This is a genomic window from Vibrio sp. 11-4(1) (genome assembly GCF_013048625.1).
In the GTDB taxonomy this organism is placed as follows: domain Bacteria; phylum Pseudomonadota; class Gammaproteobacteria; order Enterobacterales; family Vibrionaceae; genus Vibrio; species Vibrio diabolicus.
On the sequence record NZ_VHSY01000013.1, the window covers coordinates 1 to 17,008 of the forward strand.

Consider the following 17,008-nt stretch of genomic DNA (forward strand, 5'->3'; position numbering starts at 1 on the left):
TGCAGTGCTCTTTAGGGACGGGCGCGTCCTTGAAGATTCAGAACCGCTGCCCGCCGGGTTCAGGTCAGGGTACTTAACCAACTCTGGTAAAGAGGGCGCAGTTTTCGATATCAACTTTCGTCAAGCTCAGGGCATTACCCTTTAATAAGTGGCGCGTCCTGGAGGATTCGAACCTCCGACCGCCTGGTTCGTAGCCAGGTACTCTATCCAGCTGAGCTAAGGACGCGCAGTTTTTGATATCAACTTTCGTCAACATCAGGGCATTACCCTTTAATAAGTGGCGCGTCCTGGAGGATTCGAACCTCCGACCGCCTGGTTCGTAGCCAGGTACTCTATCCAGCTGAGCTAAGGACGCGCAGTTTTCGATATCAACTTTCGTCAATACCAGGGCAATACCCTTTAATAAGTGGCGCGTCCTGGAGGATTCGAACCTCCGACCGCCTGGTTCGTAGCCAGGTACTCTATCCAGCTGAGCTAAGGACGCGCAATAATCTTATTTTACTTTGTATAACCCGTTTATCAAACGAATTATTAAATAGTGGCGCGTCCTGGAGGATTCGAACCTCCGACCGCCTGGTTCGTAGCCAGGTACTCTATCCAGCTGAGCTAAGGACGCGCAGATCTTCTTGCTAGGAAGTTGTGAAGCAAATCACATTCATTTCTTACGAAACAAAAAAAAGGCCATCGGGCCAGTCAATGAATGGCGGTGAAGGAGGGATTCGAACCCTCGATACGGGATAAACCGTATACTCCCTTAGCAGGGGAGCGCCTTCAGCCTCTCGGCCACCTCACCGTTTTCATTGTTATATCTCAGAAGAGATATGGCGCGTCCTGGAGGATTCGAACCTCCGACCGCCTGGTTCGTAGCCAGGTACTCTATCCAGCTGAGCTAAGGACGCACTTTTTTGTTGATTTCTCAACGTTGCAAGAATGGCGGTGAGGGAGGGATTCGAACCCTCGATACGGGATAAACCGTATACTCCCTTAGCAGGGGAGCGCCTTCAGCCTCTCGGCCACCTCACCGTCTTGCGGAGGCACATATTACGTTTTACCGAAAATATGTCAAACACTTTCTTTGAAAAAATCCACGAAACTGACTTAACCGTTGCTGATTTAATCAAAGTGACTATTAAACGAACTTTACCACTCTATTATGATGAAAAAAAGAGAGTCTTCTCTGAAAAAAAGACATTTATTTTCAAACAACTTCCTGGTGTTCGATTCAACAATATTGACGGATTCACAGCCACAGTCAACACAATGGTTTCCGCAAATCTTCAAAAACATTAAAGACTAAAAAGGCCAACCCTTCGGTTAGCCTTTTTCATTCAAACTAAGCTCTGTAAACAGGAGCGACTTAGTAGTTACCTGAAGCAACGTTGCCATTGCCTTTTTCAGCTTGAATGCGCATGTAGATTTCTTCACGGTGAACTGAAACCTCTTTCGGAGCGTTAACGCCGATACGTACTTGGTTACCTTTCACACCTAGTACAGTTACAGTCACTTCATCACCAATCATCAGTGTTTCGCCTACGCGGCGAGTCAAAATTAGCATTCTTTGCTCCTTGAGTAATCTCTAAATTTTCTTGCTACAAAGCTATTATCCAACAAAAGTTATATTTTCGTAAACTACCTTGTTAGCGAAAATCAGCCTAAAAAGGCATGTTTTTGTTGAATGTTTAATGCTTCACTAGATGTAATGTAAGCATCATGCAGAATGTTTGCTGCTGTATCCACACATTCGGGTGCTAAAACTAGCATCATAGTGAGTGCATTCGTTGCGCTGAAATTGATCTCAATATCTCGCTTTGCCAACAAATCGCATGCGTGCTCTACCATTCCATTGGCCTCAAGCCCCACTGCGGTCAACAGGCTTACCACTTCACTATTACGGATTTTGTCGCTGAACACCAGATCGAACTTGGCACATGCATCTTGTTTTATCATGATACCTGCCCGTTCTGCTTCCTCGATCACATTCCAAATGTCTATACCCAGCATCTGACATTGTTTTGTAGCACTAGATAAATGTTCTTTATCGACTTCGATAATGGCAAGGTTACGTTGAATGGCTATACCAGAGACGGCTTGATTGCCTGACTCCCCCTTTACCAAACTGCCTTCATTAACATCAAATGTCGAAAGCACGCGTAGTGGCACATTATTCTTCCATGCAAATTGCACTGAAGGTAAATGTAATACTTTTGCGCCTCGGCTTGCCATCGCTTCCATTGAAGGAAAATCGATAACCGCCAATTTGCGCGCATTTTTCACTATACGTGGGTCACAAGTATAAATACCATCAACGTCGGTAAAGATTTGACACTCGTCAGCGCGCAATGCGCCCGCCAGTGCCACAGCGCTCGTATCTGAGCCACCTCGACCTAATGTGGTGATATCCCCGTTCTCATTCACACCTTGAAATCCCGCAACAATCACGATTTGGTCTTGCTCAAGCAATCCCATAATTGTCGTGGTATCAATGTGTTTAATCGTTGCGTCATTGTGTTGATTATCCGTCACAATATTCGCCTGTGCTCCGGTAAGCGAGCGCGCAGCATGACCCATTTTATTCAAAGTCATGGCTAACAGTGCCATTGACACTTGCTCACCAGCAGAGAGCAAAACATCAAGTTCTCGAGCTGTAGGTACGCTATCTATCTGTTTAGCGAGATCCATCAGTCTGTTTGTTTCGCCTGACATTGCAGACACGACAACAACAACTTGATTGCCATCATTTTTCGCCTTAATGATGTGTTCAGCGACTTGGTGGATTCTTTCAATTGAACCCACAGAGGTTCCGCCAAACTTTTGCACGATAAGGGGCTTTTTCACCAGTCTTCACCTTCCCAAGACCGAAGTCTCTTTAGAACTGCTTACATCTTAAATATTTCCTTTGAGAAAAATTATATAAGCAGTAGTTACAACAAAAACCAAGCAGCTTAAATGACTCGGTTAACTTTTGGTCAATTAAACCACTTGGTTGCTAAAAAAAATTACGCTCAATCAAAGAAACTTGATTGAGCGTAATTTTATTAGTTAAGAGCTTATAAACGCTCTTCTAGCCAAGGCTGAACTGTTTTGATTGCCTCTGGTAGTGCTGAAACATCAGTACCACCGGCTTGAGCCATGTCTGGACGACCACCGCCCTTACCACCGACTTGCTCTGCAACCATTTTAACCAGATCACCTGCTTTTACTTTACCAGTGAGATCTTTAGTCACACCAGCAATCAAGCCAACCTTGTCACCCGTTACGTTTGCAAGCAGTACAACACCAGAACCCATTTGATTCTTGATGTCATCAACCATGGTACGTAGGTTCTTGCTATCAGCACCTTCAAGGGCCGCAACTAGAACTTTTGTGCCATTTACTTCAACCGCTTTGCCCATGATGTTAGCGCTTTCTGCGGCTGCCATCTTATCTTTTAGCTTCTGCACTTCTTTTTCTAGTGCTTTTGCTTTCTGTGCAGACTCTGCCAGTTTCTCTTCGTACTTCGCGTTTTGAGCTTCAATAGCGTCTAATGCCGCCTCGCCTGTTACCGCTTCAATACGACGAATACCGGCTGCAATACCGCTTTCTGATGTGATTTTGAATAGACCAATATCACCCGTGCTTGATGCGTGAATACCACCACAAAGCTCAGTAGAGAAATCGCCCATAGATAGCACGCGAACTTCGTCATCGTACTTCTCACCAAACAATGCCATTGCGCCTTTCTTCTTAGCAGACTCAATATCCATCACGTTGGTTTCAATCGTGTGGTTACGACGGATTTGCGCGTTAACTAGGCGCTCAACTTCTTTCAACTCTGCTGCGGTTACGGCTTCTAGATGCGAGAAGTCGAAACGTAGGTTGTCTGCCTTCACCAATGAGCCTTTCTGCGTTACGTGCTCACCAAGAACTTGGCGTAGTGCTGCGTGTAGCAAGTGCGTCGCGGAGTGGTTAAGAGAGATAGCTGCGCGACGCTCTGCGTCAACGATGGTTGCCACTTCGTCACCTTTCGCTAGCACGCCTTCTGCCATTACACCGTGGTGTGCGATTGCGTTACCGAGTTTTTGAGTGTCTTCAACGCGGAATACACCAGACTCAGTACGGATTTCACCCGCGTCACCACACTGACCGCCTGACTCTGCGTAGAATGGCGTTTCACCAAGCACGATGATGGCTTTATCGCCTGCAGATAGTGAATCTACTTCGTTGCCTTCAACGAACATCGCTGCGACTGAACTAGAACCTTTAGTACCTGTGTAACCACAGAACTCTGTTTGCGTATCAACTTTGATTGCTGCGTTATAATCTGTACCGAATTGACCAGCTTCACGCGCACGTTGACGCTGCTCTTCCATCGCTTTTTCGAAACCCTCTTCGTCGATCGCGAACTCACGCTCACGTGCAACGTCGTTAGTGAGGTCTGCTGGGAAGCCGTAAGTATCGTAAAGCTTGAATACCGTTTCGCCGTCTAGCACTTTGCCATCTAGGTTATCTAATGCTTCGTTAAGAATTACCATACCGCGCTCAAGTGTACGACCGAAGTTTTCTTCTTCAATACGCAGTACTTTTTCAACCACTGCTTGTTGACGCTTCAGCTCTTCGCCTGCTGTACCCATCACTTCTGCTAATACGCCAACAAGCTTATAGAAGAATGCACCTTGTGCACCTAGCTTGTTACCATGACGTACGGCACGACGAATGATACGACGTAGTACGTAACCACGACCTTCGTTTGAAGGCATCACACCATCAACAATCAAGAATGAACATGAACGGATGTGGTCAGCAATAACGCGTAGCGATTGGTTCGATAGATCTTCATAACCAATGACTTCAGCTGCTGCTTTGATAAGAGTTTGGAATACATCGATTTCGTAGTTTGAGTGAACCCCTTGCATGATTGCAGAGATACGCTCGATACCCATACCAGTATCTACCGATGGTTTTGGTAGCGGTTCCATAGTGCCGTCTGCGTGACGGTTGAACTGCATGAATACGTTGTTCCAGATCTCGATGAAACGGTCACCATCTTCTTCAGGCGTGCCAGGACGACCACCCCAGATATGTTCACCGTGATCGTAGAAGATTTCAGTACATGGACCACAAGGACCAGTGTCGCCCATTTGCCAGAAGTTATCAGACTCGTAAGGCTTGCCACCTTCTTTGTCACCAATGCGCACGATACGATCAGCAGGCACGCCAACTTTTTTGTTCCAGATGTCGAATGCTTCGTCGTCGGTTTCGTAAACGGTTACCAATAGACGATCCGCAGGCAGTTTAAGAACTTCGGTTAGGAATTCCCAAGCAAATGAAATCGCATCTTCTTTGAAATAGTCGCCAAAGCTGAAGTTGCCTAGCATTTCAAAGAATGTGTGGTGACGAGCGGTAAAGCCAACATTTTCCAGGTCGTTGTGTTTACCACCAGCACGTACACAACGTTGAGCCGTAGTCGCTCGAGTATAGGCTCGTTTTTCTAAGCCTAAGAAACAATCTTTAAATTGGTTCATACCTGCGTTTGTGAACAGCAGGGTTGGGTCGTTATGTGGAACTAACGATGAACTTTCTACGATTTGGTGTCCTTTGCTTTCAAAGAACTTGAGGAACGCGTTACGAACCTCGTCAGTGCTCATGTACATGCAGCTCTTCCTGAAAATAGTCGAGTTAGAATTTTGCCGTATTGTAGATCATGCAAACAGCTGAGACTAGTTTTCTTGAGGAAAAGAGGGAGTAGAAGAAAAAATTTGAAGCAAAACAAAAATCAGCGCAATTGGATCAACGCTAATCTTGGTCTTCAAAGGCAAGCGCATAGCTAATTTGGTCGAAACTGTAGCCTCGGTATTGTAGAAAACGGACTTGTTTCGCGTATTCTTTTTGGTCCTTGGCTTTGACACCTTTGAATTTCTTTTCTGCCGCCTGCTTAGCAAGTTCAAACCAGTCTTGCGGTTCTTCAGCCATGGCTTGCTCAATCACCGATTCCGCAACACGTTTCTGGTTTAACTCTTGGCGAATTCGACGCTCTCCATGTCCTTTGTATACATGCTGCCGAATTTGGCTCTTCGCATAACGTAAATCATCTAAATAGTTATGGTCTAAGCAAAAATTAATCGCGATTTCGATGTCTGATGCTTCATAGCCTTTCATCGACAGTTTTTGGTACAGCTCATACTGACCATGATCGCGACGGCTAAGCAGTTGGATAGCCGCCTCTTTGCTCGATAATGTTGGTGTCTGGCGCTTTTGGTACATGGTGATCCTAAAAGTATTTTTGCTGTACAGACTCTCAATGGCCTTTGTGATGATTCGATTTTTGATGTCAATAGATACAACAAAGCCCCGCATTGCAGGGCTTTATCACTTTTTAATCTGTGAAGGGATTAAAACTCTTCAGCTTGCTCAGGCGCCTCGCCTGCTTCAGGAGCTTCCGCAAGGGCTGGCGCTAACAACATTTCACGCAATTTAGTATCGATGGTTTTAGCCACTTCAGGATGCTCACGTAGGTAGTTGCACGCGTTCGCTTTACCTTGACCAATCTTATCGCCTTGGTAGCTGTACCAAGCACCAGCTTTTTCAACCAGTTTGTGCTTCACGCCTAGATCTACTAGTTCACCTTCGCGGTTAAAGCCTTGGCCGTACATGATTTGCGTATTGGCTTCTTTAAACGGTGCAGCAATCTTGTTCTTAACCACTTTGATGCGCGTTTCGTTACCAACGACTTCGTCACCTTCTTTGATTGCGCCAGTACGACGAATATCAAGACGAACAGAAGCGTAGAATTTAAGTGCGTTACCACCCGTGGTCGTTTCTGGGTTACCGAACATCACACCAATCTTCATACGGATTTGGTTGATGAAGATACACATACAGTTAGACTGTTTTAGGTTACCTGTTAGCTTACGCATCGCTTGAGAAAGCATACGTGCTTGCAAACCCATGTGGCTGTCGCCCATTTCGCCTTCAATTTCTGCTTTTGGTGTTAGCGCCGCAACTGAGTCAACAACCATTACGTCGATAGCGCCAGAGCGAGCTAGTGCATCACAAATCTCTAGTGCTTGCTCACCAGTGTCTGGCTGAGAAACCAAGAGCGCATCGATATCAACACCAAGTTTCTTCGCGTAGACAGGATCCAGAGCGTGCTCTGCATCGATAAACGCACAAGTTTTACCTTCACGTTGCGCAGCAGCGATAAGCTCAAGCGTTAGTGTTGTTTTACCTGAAGATTCTGGACCGTAGACTTCTACGATACGACCCATTGGCAGACCACCTGCACCCAAAGCGATATCAAGAGAAAGAGAGCCTGTTGAGATGGTTTCTACGTCCATTGCTCGGTTATCACCAAGGCGCATGATAGAGCCTTTACCGAATTGCTTTTCAATTTGACCTAGCGCAGCGGCGAGCGCTTTCTGTTTGTTCTCGTCCATTACTTTCTCCGATTTATTCATCTTCTTTGGGCGACGAATAGTAATTCATTTTTCTTAAGCAGCTAACCTGCTCAGCAATGAAAGTCATTATACTGTTGATTCATACAGTGTCTATACCTGTATAGAAAAAATTTAGTTCACTGCTTCTAAGGATTTGCTCTAGCCCTTATCAATTCTGGGCTAAGACGGTGTAAGAAACTCTAAATTAAATGTTGATGCAATCGAGTCAATGCATGCATCACCGCTTGTTGACGAACTTCCGCCCTGTCACCAGAAAAATGCATGGTCTCAACAAAGAGCCAGTCGTGCTTATCCGCAAAAGCAAAGCAGACGGTTCCAACCGGCTTTTCATCACTGCCTCCTCCCGGCCCAGCAACACCACTGATGGAAACCCCAATAGTGGCATTCGAGTGTTGAAGCGCACCTTGCACCATTTCAATCACAACGGGCTCACTCACGGCACCATGTTCCTCTAAGGTTTCCACTCTCACACCCAGCATTTCCATTTTGGCTTCGTTGCTGTAAGTGACAAAAGCTCTATCTAACCAACCTGAGCTGCCTGCAATATCTGTAATAGCGGTCGCAACACCGCCACCCGTGCACGATTCTGCCGTCGTTAAAACATGACCATACTTTGCCAATAATGCGCCTAAATCTGCGCTCAATTTTGTTGTTTTTTCCATAGCCAAAATGCCCTTTGTCTCTTTTTACTTGATAGGGATTCACGTATCCTAAGCCGCTACGGAAATAAACAAAAGAATTTACCTGTGAAAGCTGAACAAAAACACACTCCGATGATGCAGCAATACCTCAAGCTAAAAGCTGAGAACCCTGAGATTTTGCTGTTCTACCGCATGGGCGATTTCTACGAACTCTTTTACGATGATGCAAAGCGAGCGTCCCAACTGCTTGATATTTCGCTAACTAAGCGCGGTTCGTCAGCTGGAGAGCCTATTCCTATGGCGGGAGTGCCATTTCACGCAGTAGAAGGCTATCTAGCAAAACTTGTTCAGCTTGGTGAATCAGTCGCAATCTGCGAACAAATTGGCGATCCAGCCACCAGCAAAGGTCCGGTAGAACGTAAAGTTGTGCGTATCGTGACACCAGGCACTGTTACTGATGAAGCATTACTTTCTGAGCGTGTCGATAACTTAATCGCAGCAATTTACCATCACAACGGTAAGTTCGGTTATGCGACGCTGGATGTCACTTCTGGTCGCTTCCAACTGACAGAACCAGAAACCGAAGAAGCGATGACAGCCGAGCTTCAGCGTACCGCACCACGTGAGCTACTATTCCCAGAAGATTTTGAACCTGTACATTTAATGGCGAGCCGCAACGGTAACCGTCGTCGCCCAGTATGGGAGTTTGAGCTTGATACGGCTAAGCAACAACTCAATCAACAGTTTGGCACCAAAGATCTGGTTGGTTTTGGTGTAGAACATGCGTCCTTAGGGTTATGTGCTGCTGGTTGTTTGATCCAGTATGTGAAAGATACACAACGTACGGCTTTACCTCATATTCGCTCTTTAACGTTTGATCATCAGGACCAATCCGTCATCCTTGATGCCGCTACCCGACGCAACCTGGAAATTACTCAAAATCTAGCAGGCGGAACCGATAACACGCTAGCTGAGGTACTCGACCATTGCGCGACGCCGATGGGTAGCCGAATGCTGAAGCGTTGGTTACATCAGCCTATGCGTTGCATTGAAACGTTAAACAATCGTCTTGATGCGATTGGTGAGATTAAAGAACAAGCGCTGTTTGCCGATCTTCAACCAACGTTAAAACAAATTGGTGATATTGAACGTATCTTAGCACGCCTTGCACTACGCTCTGCTCGCCCTCGCGATATGGCTAGACTTCGCAATGCCATGCAGCAGCTACCAGAGCTAGAATCTGTCACCGCTTCTTTGACCCATCCATATCTAGCAAAACTGGCACAATACGCAGCTCCGATTGACGAAGTATGCGATCTGTTAGAGCGTGCAATTAAAGAAAATCCGCCAGTTGTTATTCGTGATGGTGGTGTGATCGCTGAAGGCTATAATGCCGAGCTCGATGAATGGCGCAAATTAGCAGACGGTGCAACAGAATACCTTGAGCAGCTTGAGCGAGATGAGCGTGAACGACACGGCATCGATACGCTTAAAGTCGGCTACAACAACGTACATGGCTTCTTTATTCAAGTGAGCCGTGGCCAGAGCCATTTGGTTCCACCGCACTATGTACGTCGCCAAACACTAAAAAATGCCGAACGCTATATCATCCCAGAGCTCAAAGAGCACGAAGACAAAGTACTTAACTCGAAATCGAAAGCGCTGGCACTTGAAAAGCAGCTGTGGGAAGAACTGTTTGATCTATTGATGCCAAATCTGGAGAAGCTGCAGAATTTAGCTTCTGCTCTGTCTCAGCTCGATGTACTACAAAACCTAGCAGAGCGTGCAGATTCGTTGGATTACTGCCGACCAACGCTTGTGAAAGACGCTGGCATTCACATTCAAGCGGGTCGTCACCCAGTCGTAGAGCAAGTAACAACAGAACCGTTCATCGCGAACCCAATTGAGCTTAACCCAGCTCGTAAGATGTTGATCATCACCGGTCCAAACATGGGTGGTAAATCCACCTACATGCGTCAAACTGCGCTGATTGCATTGATGGCGCATATCGGCTCTTATGTACCTGCAGAATCTGCACAAATTGGTTCTTTAGATCGTATATTTACTCGTATTGGTGCGTCAGATGATCTTGCATCTGGTCGTTCAACCTTCATGGTAGAAATGACGGAAACCGCTAATATTCTGCACAATGCGACTAAAAACAGTTTAGTGCTAATGGATGAAATCGGTCGCGGTACCAGTACTTACGATGGCCTCTCTTTAGCTTGGGCAAGTGCGGAATGGCTCGCAACACAAATTGGTGCGATGACATTATTTGCAACTCACTACTTCGAATTGACAGAGTTGCCAAACCAACTGCCAAACTTAGCGAACGTTCACTTGGATGCCGTAGAGCATGGAGACAGCATTGCCTTTATGCACGCAGTTCAAGAAGGTGCGGCAAGTAAGTCTTACGGCCTAGCTGTTGCGGGCTTAGCTGGTGTACCAAAAACGGTTATCAAAAATGCGCGTAACAAGCTATCTCAGCTAGAGCAACTAGGGCAAAACAGTGACGCACCACGTCCAAGTGCAGTAGATGTAGCTAACCAATTGAGTCTAATTCCAGAACCTAGCGAGATCGAACAAGCCTTATCTAGTATTGATCCTGATGATTTGACTCCACGCCAAGCACTTGAAGAGTTGTATCGTTTGAAGAAGATGCTTTAAATCGATTCACTTTAGCGAGCGCAAAAAAAAAGGCTATGGATAACCATAGCCTTTTGCATATCTACTGAAGTACGGATTATTTAATCATCTTCGACGTTAAATAAGTTTTCCATATTCAAACCTTGCTTGATTAAAACTTCACGAAGACGACGTAAACCTTCTACTTGGATTTGACGTACGCGCTCACGTGTCAAACCAATCTCTCGACCAACTTCTTCAAGCGTCGAAGGCTCATAGCCTAGAAGACCAAAACGTCGTGCAAGTACTTCTTTCTGTTTTGGATTCAACTCTTCTAACCAATGAATCAGCGATGATTTGATATCGTCATCTTGAGTCGAGACTTCTGGATCGGAGTTGTTTGCGTCGGGAATAATATCCAACAGCGCTTTTTCACCGTCACCACCGATTGGCGTGTCGACAGAGCTAATACGCTCGTTAAGGCGTAGCATTTTGCTTACATCTTCGACTGGAATATCTAACTGAGCAGCAATTTCTTCTGCGGTAGGTTCGTGATCGAGCTTCTGAGAAAGTTCACGCGCAGTACGCAGATAAATGTTCAGCTCTTTCACGACATGAATAGGTAGACGGATCGTACGAGTTTGGTTCATCAACGCACGTTCGATCGTTTGTCGGATCCACCAGGTCGCATAAGTAGAGAAGCGGAAACCACGCTCTGGATCGAACTTCTCGACCGCACGGATCAAACCAAGGTTACCTTCTTCAATCAGATCGAGTAGTGCTAGGCCGCGATTACTGTATCGACGAGAGATCTTGACCACCAAACGTAGGTTACTTTCGATCATACGTTTACGTGCCGCTTCGTCGCCACGCAGAGCTCGTCGAGCATAAAGCACTTCTTCTTCGGCAGTAAGTAGAGGTGAGAAGCCAATTTCACCTAGATACAACTGAGTTGCGTCTAAGCTTTTACTGCTCGCGTCAAATTCTTCACGCGCAGCCGTTTTGCTTTCTGTGGATGATGATTTTTCGAGTTCGTTATCAATGGTCTTCACTGACGCATTGTCAAATGCAAACTCTTCAACTTTGGTTACTGTGTTGCTGATACTCATAACGCCTCCCCCTGGCGAGTTAGCAAGACATGACAACTCAATATGTCGCTAAATGATGTCGCAAGTTGTTTTTCAAAGTTTTAAGGCAAATAGCGTTTTGGATTCACCGATTTACCTTGATAGCGAATTTCAAAGTGTAGCTTGACTGATTTTGCACCTGAACTACCCATGGTGGCGATTTTCTGTCCGCTTTTTACACTTTGTCCTTCTGATACCAGCAGTTTGTCATTATGTGCATAGGCGCTTAAATAATTGTCGTTATGCTTTACTATAATTAAGTTGCCATAACCTCGTAGCGCATTGCCTGAATAAACAACGGTGCCGGCTGCGGTTGAAACGATAGGTTGACCACGCTGTCCTGCGATGTCGATACCTTTATTTCCCTGTTCTCCCGCCGAAAAGTTCTTGATTACTCTCCCTTTTGTTGGCCACAACCACTTAGAAACTTTATCACTCTTCGCCGTGGTAACTGGCGCTTTTTGCTTCACTTTTTGGTTATCTTTTGAACCAACATACTCCTTTGTTTTCGATTGTTCAACCTTCTTTGGAGGCTGTTTTTGTACGACTTTAGGCTTAGTCTCTGTAGGTTTTTGACTAGAGTTTTTACTTGAATTTTTCGGTTTAGAGGCTGTTGATGTTTTCGTCACTGGGGCTGGTGGCGTCGTAACAACAGGAACCACAACGGGTTCAACTTTTTGGCCATATTTAGGGGCGACATATTTCGGAGCCCAAAGTTTTAGCCTCTGTCCAGGGTAGATGGTGTAAGGCTGAGTTAACTCATTGTAACGGACAAGATCATTTACATCTTTATCTGTGACATAAGCTATGAAGTAAAGTGTATCGCCTTTTTTTACCTCATAATAACTCCCTCTGTAACTTCCTCTTTCAAGGCTTGAATAGTCTTTCTTTAAGCTAGAGACAGGTGCAGGAGAATGCGCTGCACAACCAACTAGTCCTGCAGCAAACACAAAGCTAATACCAATATGACGTAATAACTTACTCACCTATCCCTAACCCTTAAGCTAAATCACCCGCAACCAGAGGTACAAATCGAACCATTTCCACAACAGTAGAGAGATATTCATCTCCCTTACGTTCAATTTTTAGTAACTGTTGCTCCTTATCTCCAACAGGAATCACCATCTTACCGCCATCTTTTAATTGTGCGAGAAGTGCTTGGGGGATCACTTCTGCAGCTGCAGTAACAATGATGGCATCGAAAGGACCACGAGCTTCCCAGCCTTGCCACCCATCAGCATGCTTGGTTGAAACATTGTAGATATCCAATTGTTTCAGACGGCGTTTTGCTTCCCATTGCAACGATTTAATTCGCTCAACGGAGTATACATGGTCAACAATTTTCGCCAGTACTGCGGTTTGATAACCGGAACCCGTTCCGATTTCCAGTACGTGACTCGTTGGCTCTAGTTCGAGTAACTCGGTCATACGAGCAACAATATAAGGTTGAGAAATAGTTTGTCCCTGACCAATCGGTAACGCATTGTTATCGTAGGCTTGGTGCATCATCGCTTGAGAGACAAAGCTTTCTCGTGGTAAGCGTTGGATAGCATCCAGAACTCTTTGGTCTTTGATGCCACTGGAGATAAGAAACGCTATCAACCTGTCAGCATGTGGGTTACTCATTACTTCTCTTCCTTTAACCAACTATTCATTGCACGCAGCGACTCATGAGCAGTGAGATCAACTTGCAGAGGCGTCATTGAAACTCGACCATGTTCAATCGCATAAAAGTCGGTGCCCTCCCCCGCATCTTGCTCTTTTCCTGGAGGCCCTAGCCAATAAATATCATGACCTCTCGGATCTTTCTGCTTAATCATATTCTCTGCGTGATGACGCGCACCTAAACGCGTGACTTCGATTTCGCCCAGGTTTTCTGCTGGTAAGTCAGGCACGTTTACGTTCAATAACCGATTCGTTGGAATCGGAGACGCTAAATGCTGTTGCACAATTTGACGTGCAATTTTTGCGGCAGATTCGAAATGACGCTTACCCACCAGCGAAAAAGCAACCGACTGAACACCAAGGAAATGCCCTTCCATTGCTGCAGCTACCGTTCCTGAGTAAAGAACATCATCACCCAAATTTGCACCATGGTTGATGCCTGATAAAACAAGATCGGGCAAATCATCTTTCATCAGCTCATTCAGCGCGAAATGTACACAATCTGTAGGCGTTCCTTGCACTGAATAGATATTTGGGGCAATTTCAGTTACGCGTAATGGTTGCTCTAGTGTCAGTGAGTTCGAAGCACCTGAACGATTTCGGTCGGGTGCGACAATGGTCACTTCAGCGATATCTCGCAACTCATCAGCAAGTGCATGAATCCCTTGCGCATGTACGCCATCGTCGTTGCTGATTAAGACTCTTAGGGGCTTCGCGTTTAGTGAATCCTGTTCCATTAGTATTCTCTTTCTACTTCAACCTCATTAACTAACTCACGAACGATAGAGGTTGCAAAAGATCCTGCATCCAGTGAGAAAGTCAGCGTAATATTATTACCTTCAACCGCCCAAGCTAAGTCTTTTGGTTTAAGTGCAATATCTCGACGGTCATGACGCATACGATTCCCGCGAATCAATGCCATGAGATCAGGCTCTTCATCTAAAAACGGTTGCTCTAATGCCAAAGCCTCAGCTTGAGTAGGCAGTGCATTATCGCCAGCAAGCGCAGCGGTAATTGCCACTTCACCTGCAGCAAATTGTGCTTGTAGATCTGCGATATTGCTTGCATCAACCAACTGAGTGCCAGAACTTGTCTGTGCAATATCACCATCGATAAATTTATCAAACACACCACTTTCTAGACGAGCAGAAACGATACGGTTGAAGATCCACGAACGCGCCGCTGATAAATACATGCTGCGCTTATTTTGATTACGGGTACGAACGTTTTCGCGTCCCCATCGACGTGCTTCTTCAAGGTTATTGCCATCATTGCCAAAACGCTGACTACCAAAGTAGTTTGGCACACCAACTTGTTTCACTTTTTCAAGGCGTTGCTCTACATCTTCAACGTCAGTCACTTCAGACAAAGTGACAACAAACTCGTTCCCTATTAAGTCTCCAGGACGCAGTTTTTTGTTGTGTCGATCAGTCGCTAAGATTTCAATACTCGGATATTGAGCTAGGAATGCCGAGAAATCCGGCGTTTCCCCTTTCGGTAAATGGACACTCAGCCACTGTTCCGTCACCGCATGGCGGTCTTTAAGGCCTGCCCAGCTCACGTCTTTCGACTTTACGCCACAAGCTTTCGCCAACTCATTCGCAACAAAACTGGTATTTTCTCCAGTTTTTCGAATACGCACCATTAGGTGCTCGCCTTCGCCCGTAAAGGCAAAACCTAAATCCTCACGAACCTGAAAATGTTCTGGTTGCGCTTTGATTTTTGCCGATGCAACAGGCTTACCCGTTAGATAAGCCAATGAAGATAAAATATCTGACATGATGTTTTTCCGCTGTTTACACAGCATTAAGGAGCAAGTTGGTTAATTATTGCTTGAACAGAAGCACCACGGCTTCCGTTGCAATGCCTTCTTTGCGTCCAGTAAAACCGAGACGCTCTGTCGTCGTCGCTTTTACGTTAATGTTACTAATATCGGTTTCTAGGTCTTCCGCAATCGCCGCACACATCGCGTCAATATGAGGTGCCATCTTAGGTGCTTGTGCCATGATGGTGACATCGGCATTACCAAGGCGGTAGCCTTGCTCTTTGACACGACGATAAACGTCTTTCAACAATTCGCGGCTATTAGCCCCTTTCCATTTATCGTCGGTATCCGGGAAGTGACGACCAATATCACCCGCAGCAATCGCCCCGAGTAGCGCATCAGTCAAAGCATGAAGTGCAACATCACCATCTGAGTGGGCTACTAAGCCCTGCTCGTAAGGGATAGCAACACCACCGATAATGACCGGGCCTTCACCACCAAATTTATGCACGTCAAAACCGTGACCAATTCGAATCATTTTTTATCCTTTCTTTTTTAGCCGCGCTCACGGCTCAGATAAAACTCGGCTAACGCGAGATCTTCTGGCTGAGTAATTTTTATGTTATTCGCATTACCCTGGACTAAAGCAGGCGTTTCGCCCAACCACTCTAAAGCCGATGCTTCATCCGTGATGGCTAAGCCTTGTTCTAATGCGTCAGCCAGTACTCGAGCCAGTTGTTGAGTTTTAAACATCTGTGGAGTTAATGCATGCCACAATGCTTCTCTCTCTACCGTATGACCGATATCTTGTGCTGCATTTGCTCGCTTCATTGTGTCTCTCACTGGAGATGCGAGGATGCCACCCGTTGGGTGAGCGCAGCAAACATCAATCAAACGGTCAATGTCGGATGTTAATACACATGGCCTTGCAGCGTCGTGGACCAATACCCACTCGCTTTCCAGATGTTCATTGACATAGTTTAGCCCTGAAAGTACGGAATCAGCGCGCTCTTTGCCACCCGCGACTTGAATTACATCGGGATGGTTCGCGATGGTTAACTCAGGGAAATAAGGGTCACCTTCGGTAATGGCGACAACCACTTTCGAAATTCGTGGGTGCGACAGCAACTTTTCTACAGTGTGTTCCAGCACCGCTTTTCCGTCGATCAATAAATATTGCTTAGGGCGGTCAGCCTTCATTCGACTACCGACACCGGCAGCAGGAACAATTGCGACATGCGATGAGTTCACATCCAACATTTTAATGGTTTTCCTCACCTATAATGCGGTAGAAAGTCTCGCCATCTTTAACTAAACCAAGCTCATGACGCGCACGTTCTTCAATCGCATCAAGACCTTGCCTTAAGTCATCAATCTCAGCAAACATTTCATTATTGCGAGCTTGTAGCTTGCTGTTCACTTGTTGCTGAACTTCAATTTCATCTTTTACTGTGTAGTAGTCAGACACTCCGTTTTTACCAAACCATAGAGTGTATTGAAGCAAGCCAAACAGTAGCGTAAGGGCTATAACAAAGATTCGCATATCGCTGCTAACATTCTGTACCGGAAGGAATTAGATAAGGTGACATATATAGCATAAATGCGAGGTTGCCTCTAGGGGAGAAAGGGAGACTCACACGCTCCTTACAAGAAATAAGCAGCAAAATGAAACAAAGACATATGAAGCTATTCTTAGCACTCACCAAAGTAAGACCAAGAAATACAAGCCTATAGATACAAAAACACCCCGCA

Annotated in this window: 15 protein-coding genes and 7 tRNA genes; 1 reads left to right on the top strand and 21 read right to left on the bottom strand. The window is 45.7% G+C overall.

All coding sequences use genetic code 11. The features are described 5' to 3' along the window. Positions 1–149: 149 nt before the first annotated feature. The 13 genes from FKN16_RS20605 to pncC all read right to left on the bottom strand — a co-directional run bounded on the left by FKN16_RS20605 (position 150) and on the right by pncC (position 8,095). Positions 150–226, bottom strand: a tRNA-Arg gene (locus FKN16_RS20605). Positions 227–278: 52 nt separating this feature from the next. Further along, positions 279–355: transfer RNA gene (locus FKN16_RS20610), tRNA-Arg, on the bottom strand. Between the two features lie 52 nt (positions 356–407). Then, positions 408–484, bottom strand: a tRNA-Arg gene (locus tag FKN16_RS20615). A gap of 55 nt (positions 485–539) precedes the next feature. After that, positions 540–616, bottom strand: a tRNA-Arg gene (locus FKN16_RS20620). 85 nt (positions 617–701) lie between these two features. Next, a tRNA-Ser gene (locus FKN16_RS20625) sits at positions 702–793 on the bottom strand. Between the two features lie 29 nt (positions 794–822). Continuing rightward, a tRNA-Arg gene (locus FKN16_RS20630) sits at positions 823–899 on the bottom strand. Between the two features lie 32 nt (positions 900–931). After that, positions 932–1,023: transfer RNA gene (locus FKN16_RS20635), tRNA-Ser, on the bottom strand. Between the two features lie 334 nt (positions 1,024–1,357). Further along, positions 1,358–1,555, bottom strand: coding sequence for a carbon storage regulator CsrA (csrA, locus tag FKN16_RS20640; RefSeq protein ID WP_004415691.1), 198 nt, complete (start codon positions 1,553–1,555; stop codon positions 1,358–1,360). Positions 1,556–1,647: 92 nt separating this feature from the next. Further along, a complete protein-coding gene (locus FKN16_RS20645) occupies positions 1,648–2,835 on the bottom strand; it encodes an aspartate kinase (RefSeq protein ID WP_170903467.1) in 1,188 nt (395 codons plus the stop codon). A gap of 212 nt (positions 2,836–3,047) precedes the next feature. Beyond that, positions 3,048–5,630: an alanine--tRNA ligase gene (gene alaS, locus FKN16_RS20650; protein WP_109169448.1), complete on the bottom strand. Its 2,583-nt coding sequence runs from the start codon at positions 5,628–5,630 to the stop codon at positions 3,048–3,050. Between the two features lie 142 nt (positions 5,631–5,772). Then, positions 5,773–6,240 (bottom strand): recombination regulator RecX, encoded by a 468-nt coding sequence (gene recX / locus FKN16_RS20655; RefSeq protein WP_005393871.1) that lies wholly within the window; start codon positions 6,238–6,240, stop codon positions 5,773–5,775. A gap of 128 nt (positions 6,241–6,368) precedes the next feature. Then, entirely contained in the window at positions 6,369–7,412 is a 1,044-nt protein-coding gene (gene recA / locus FKN16_RS20660) for a recombinase RecA (protein ID WP_005393872.1), read from the bottom strand. Between the two features lie 200 nt (positions 7,413–7,612). Beyond that, on the bottom strand, positions 7,613–8,095 hold the full coding sequence (gene pncC, locus FKN16_RS20665; protein WP_104970950.1) for a nicotinamide-nucleotide amidase: 483 nt from the start codon (positions 8,093–8,095) through the stop codon (positions 7,613–7,615). Between the two features lie 84 nt (positions 8,096–8,179). On the opposite strand from pncC, the gene mutS reads away from it, so the two are divergent. Next, positions 8,180–10,741, top strand: coding sequence for a DNA mismatch repair protein MutS (gene mutS / locus FKN16_RS20670; protein WP_170903468.1), 2,562 nt, complete (start codon positions 8,180–8,182; stop codon positions 10,739–10,741). An 80-nt stretch (positions 10,742–10,821) separates the two neighbouring features. On the opposite strand, the gene rpoS is transcribed toward mutS, so the two are convergent. From rpoS to ftsB, 8 genes are all read right to left on the bottom strand, one after another. After that, entirely contained in the window at positions 10,822–11,808 is a 987-nt protein-coding gene (rpoS, locus tag FKN16_RS20675; RefSeq protein WP_005393877.1) for an RNA polymerase sigma factor RpoS, read from the bottom strand. 80 nt (positions 11,809–11,888) lie between these two features. Further along, positions 11,889–12,812 carry a peptidoglycan DD-metalloendopeptidase family protein gene (locus FKN16_RS20680; protein ID WP_114323632.1) on the bottom strand — a complete coding sequence of 308 codons (924 nt, stop codon included), beginning with the start codon at positions 12,810–12,812 and terminating at the stop codon, positions 11,889–11,891. A 13-nt stretch (positions 12,813–12,825) separates the two neighbouring features. Continuing rightward, entirely contained in the window at positions 12,826–13,452 is a 627-nt protein-coding gene (locus tag FKN16_RS20685; protein WP_005393881.1) for a protein-L-isoaspartate(D-aspartate) O-methyltransferase, read from the bottom strand. Continuing rightward, positions 13,452–14,228 (bottom strand): 5'/3'-nucleotidase SurE, encoded by a 777-nt coding sequence (surE, locus tag FKN16_RS20690; RefSeq protein WP_048625982.1) that lies wholly within the window; start codon positions 14,226–14,228, stop codon positions 13,452–13,454. The genes FKN16_RS20685 and surE overlap by 1 nt, the downstream gene beginning before the upstream one ends. Continuing rightward, entirely contained in the window at positions 14,228–15,271 is a 1,044-nt protein-coding gene (gene truD / locus FKN16_RS20695; protein ID WP_048625983.1) for a tRNA pseudouridine(13) synthase TruD, read from the bottom strand. The genes surE and truD overlap by 1 nt, the downstream gene beginning before the upstream one ends. Positions 15,272–15,317: 46 nt before the next feature. Continuing rightward, positions 15,318–15,794 (bottom strand): 2-C-methyl-D-erythritol 2,4-cyclodiphosphate synthase, encoded by a 477-nt coding sequence (gene ispF, locus FKN16_RS20700; RefSeq protein WP_005393886.1) that lies wholly within the window; start codon positions 15,792–15,794, stop codon positions 15,318–15,320. 17 nt (positions 15,795–15,811) lie between these two features. Beyond that, complete coding sequence (gene ispD / locus FKN16_RS20705; protein ID WP_170903469.1) at positions 15,812–16,516, bottom strand: 2-C-methyl-D-erythritol 4-phosphate cytidylyltransferase; 705 nt, start codon at positions 16,514–16,516, stop codon at positions 15,812–15,814. A gap of 1 nt (position 16,517) precedes the next feature. Next, a complete protein-coding gene (ftsB, locus tag FKN16_RS20710) occupies positions 16,518–16,799 on the bottom strand; it encodes a cell division protein FtsB (protein WP_005380907.1) in 282 nt (93 codons plus the stop codon). Positions 16,800–17,008 lie beyond the last annotated feature (209 nt).

Bases quoted from the DNA above. Each gene is read 5' to 3' on its own strand.
- csrA (WP_004415691.1), bottom strand. From the start codon at position 1,555: ATGCTAATTTTGACTCGCCGCGTAGGCGAAACACTGATGATTGGTGAT.
- alaS (WP_109169448.1), bottom strand. From the start codon at position 5,630: ATGTACATGAGCACTGACGAGGTTCGTAACGCGTTCCTCAAGTTCTTT.
- recX (WP_005393871.1), bottom strand. From the start codon at position 6,240: ATGTACCAAAAGCGCCAGACACCAACATTATCGAGCAAAGAGGCGGCT.
- recA (WP_005393872.1), bottom strand. From the start codon at position 7,412: ATGGACGAGAACAAACAGAAAGCGCTCGCCGCTGCGCTAGGTCAAATT.
- pncC (WP_104970950.1), bottom strand. From the start codon at position 8,095: ATGGAAAAAACAACAAAATTGAGCGCAGATTTAGGCGCATTATTGGCA.
- rpoS (WP_005393877.1), bottom strand. From the start codon at position 11,808: ATGAGTATCAGCAACACAGTAACCAAAGTTGAAGAGTTTGCATTTGAC.
- FKN16_RS20685 (WP_005393881.1), bottom strand. From the start codon at position 13,452: ATGAGTAACCCACATGCTGACAGGTTGATAGCGTTTCTTATCTCCAGT.
- surE (WP_048625982.1), bottom strand. From the start codon at position 14,228: ATGGAACAGGATTCACTAAACGCGAAGCCCCTAAGAGTCTTAATCAGC.
- truD (WP_048625983.1), bottom strand. From the start codon at position 15,271: ATGTCAGATATTTTATCTTCATTGGCTTATCTAACGGGTAAGCCTGTT.
- ispF (WP_005393886.1), bottom strand. From the start codon at position 15,794: ATGATTCGAATTGGTCACGGTTTTGACGTGCATAAATTTGGTGGTGAA.
- ispD (WP_170903469.1), bottom strand. From the start codon at position 16,516: ATGTTGGATGTGAACTCATCGCATGTCGCAATTGTTCCTGCTGCCGGT.
- ftsB (WP_005380907.1), bottom strand. From the start codon at position 16,799: ATGCGAATCTTTGTTATAGCCCTTACGCTACTGTTTGGCTTGCTTCAA.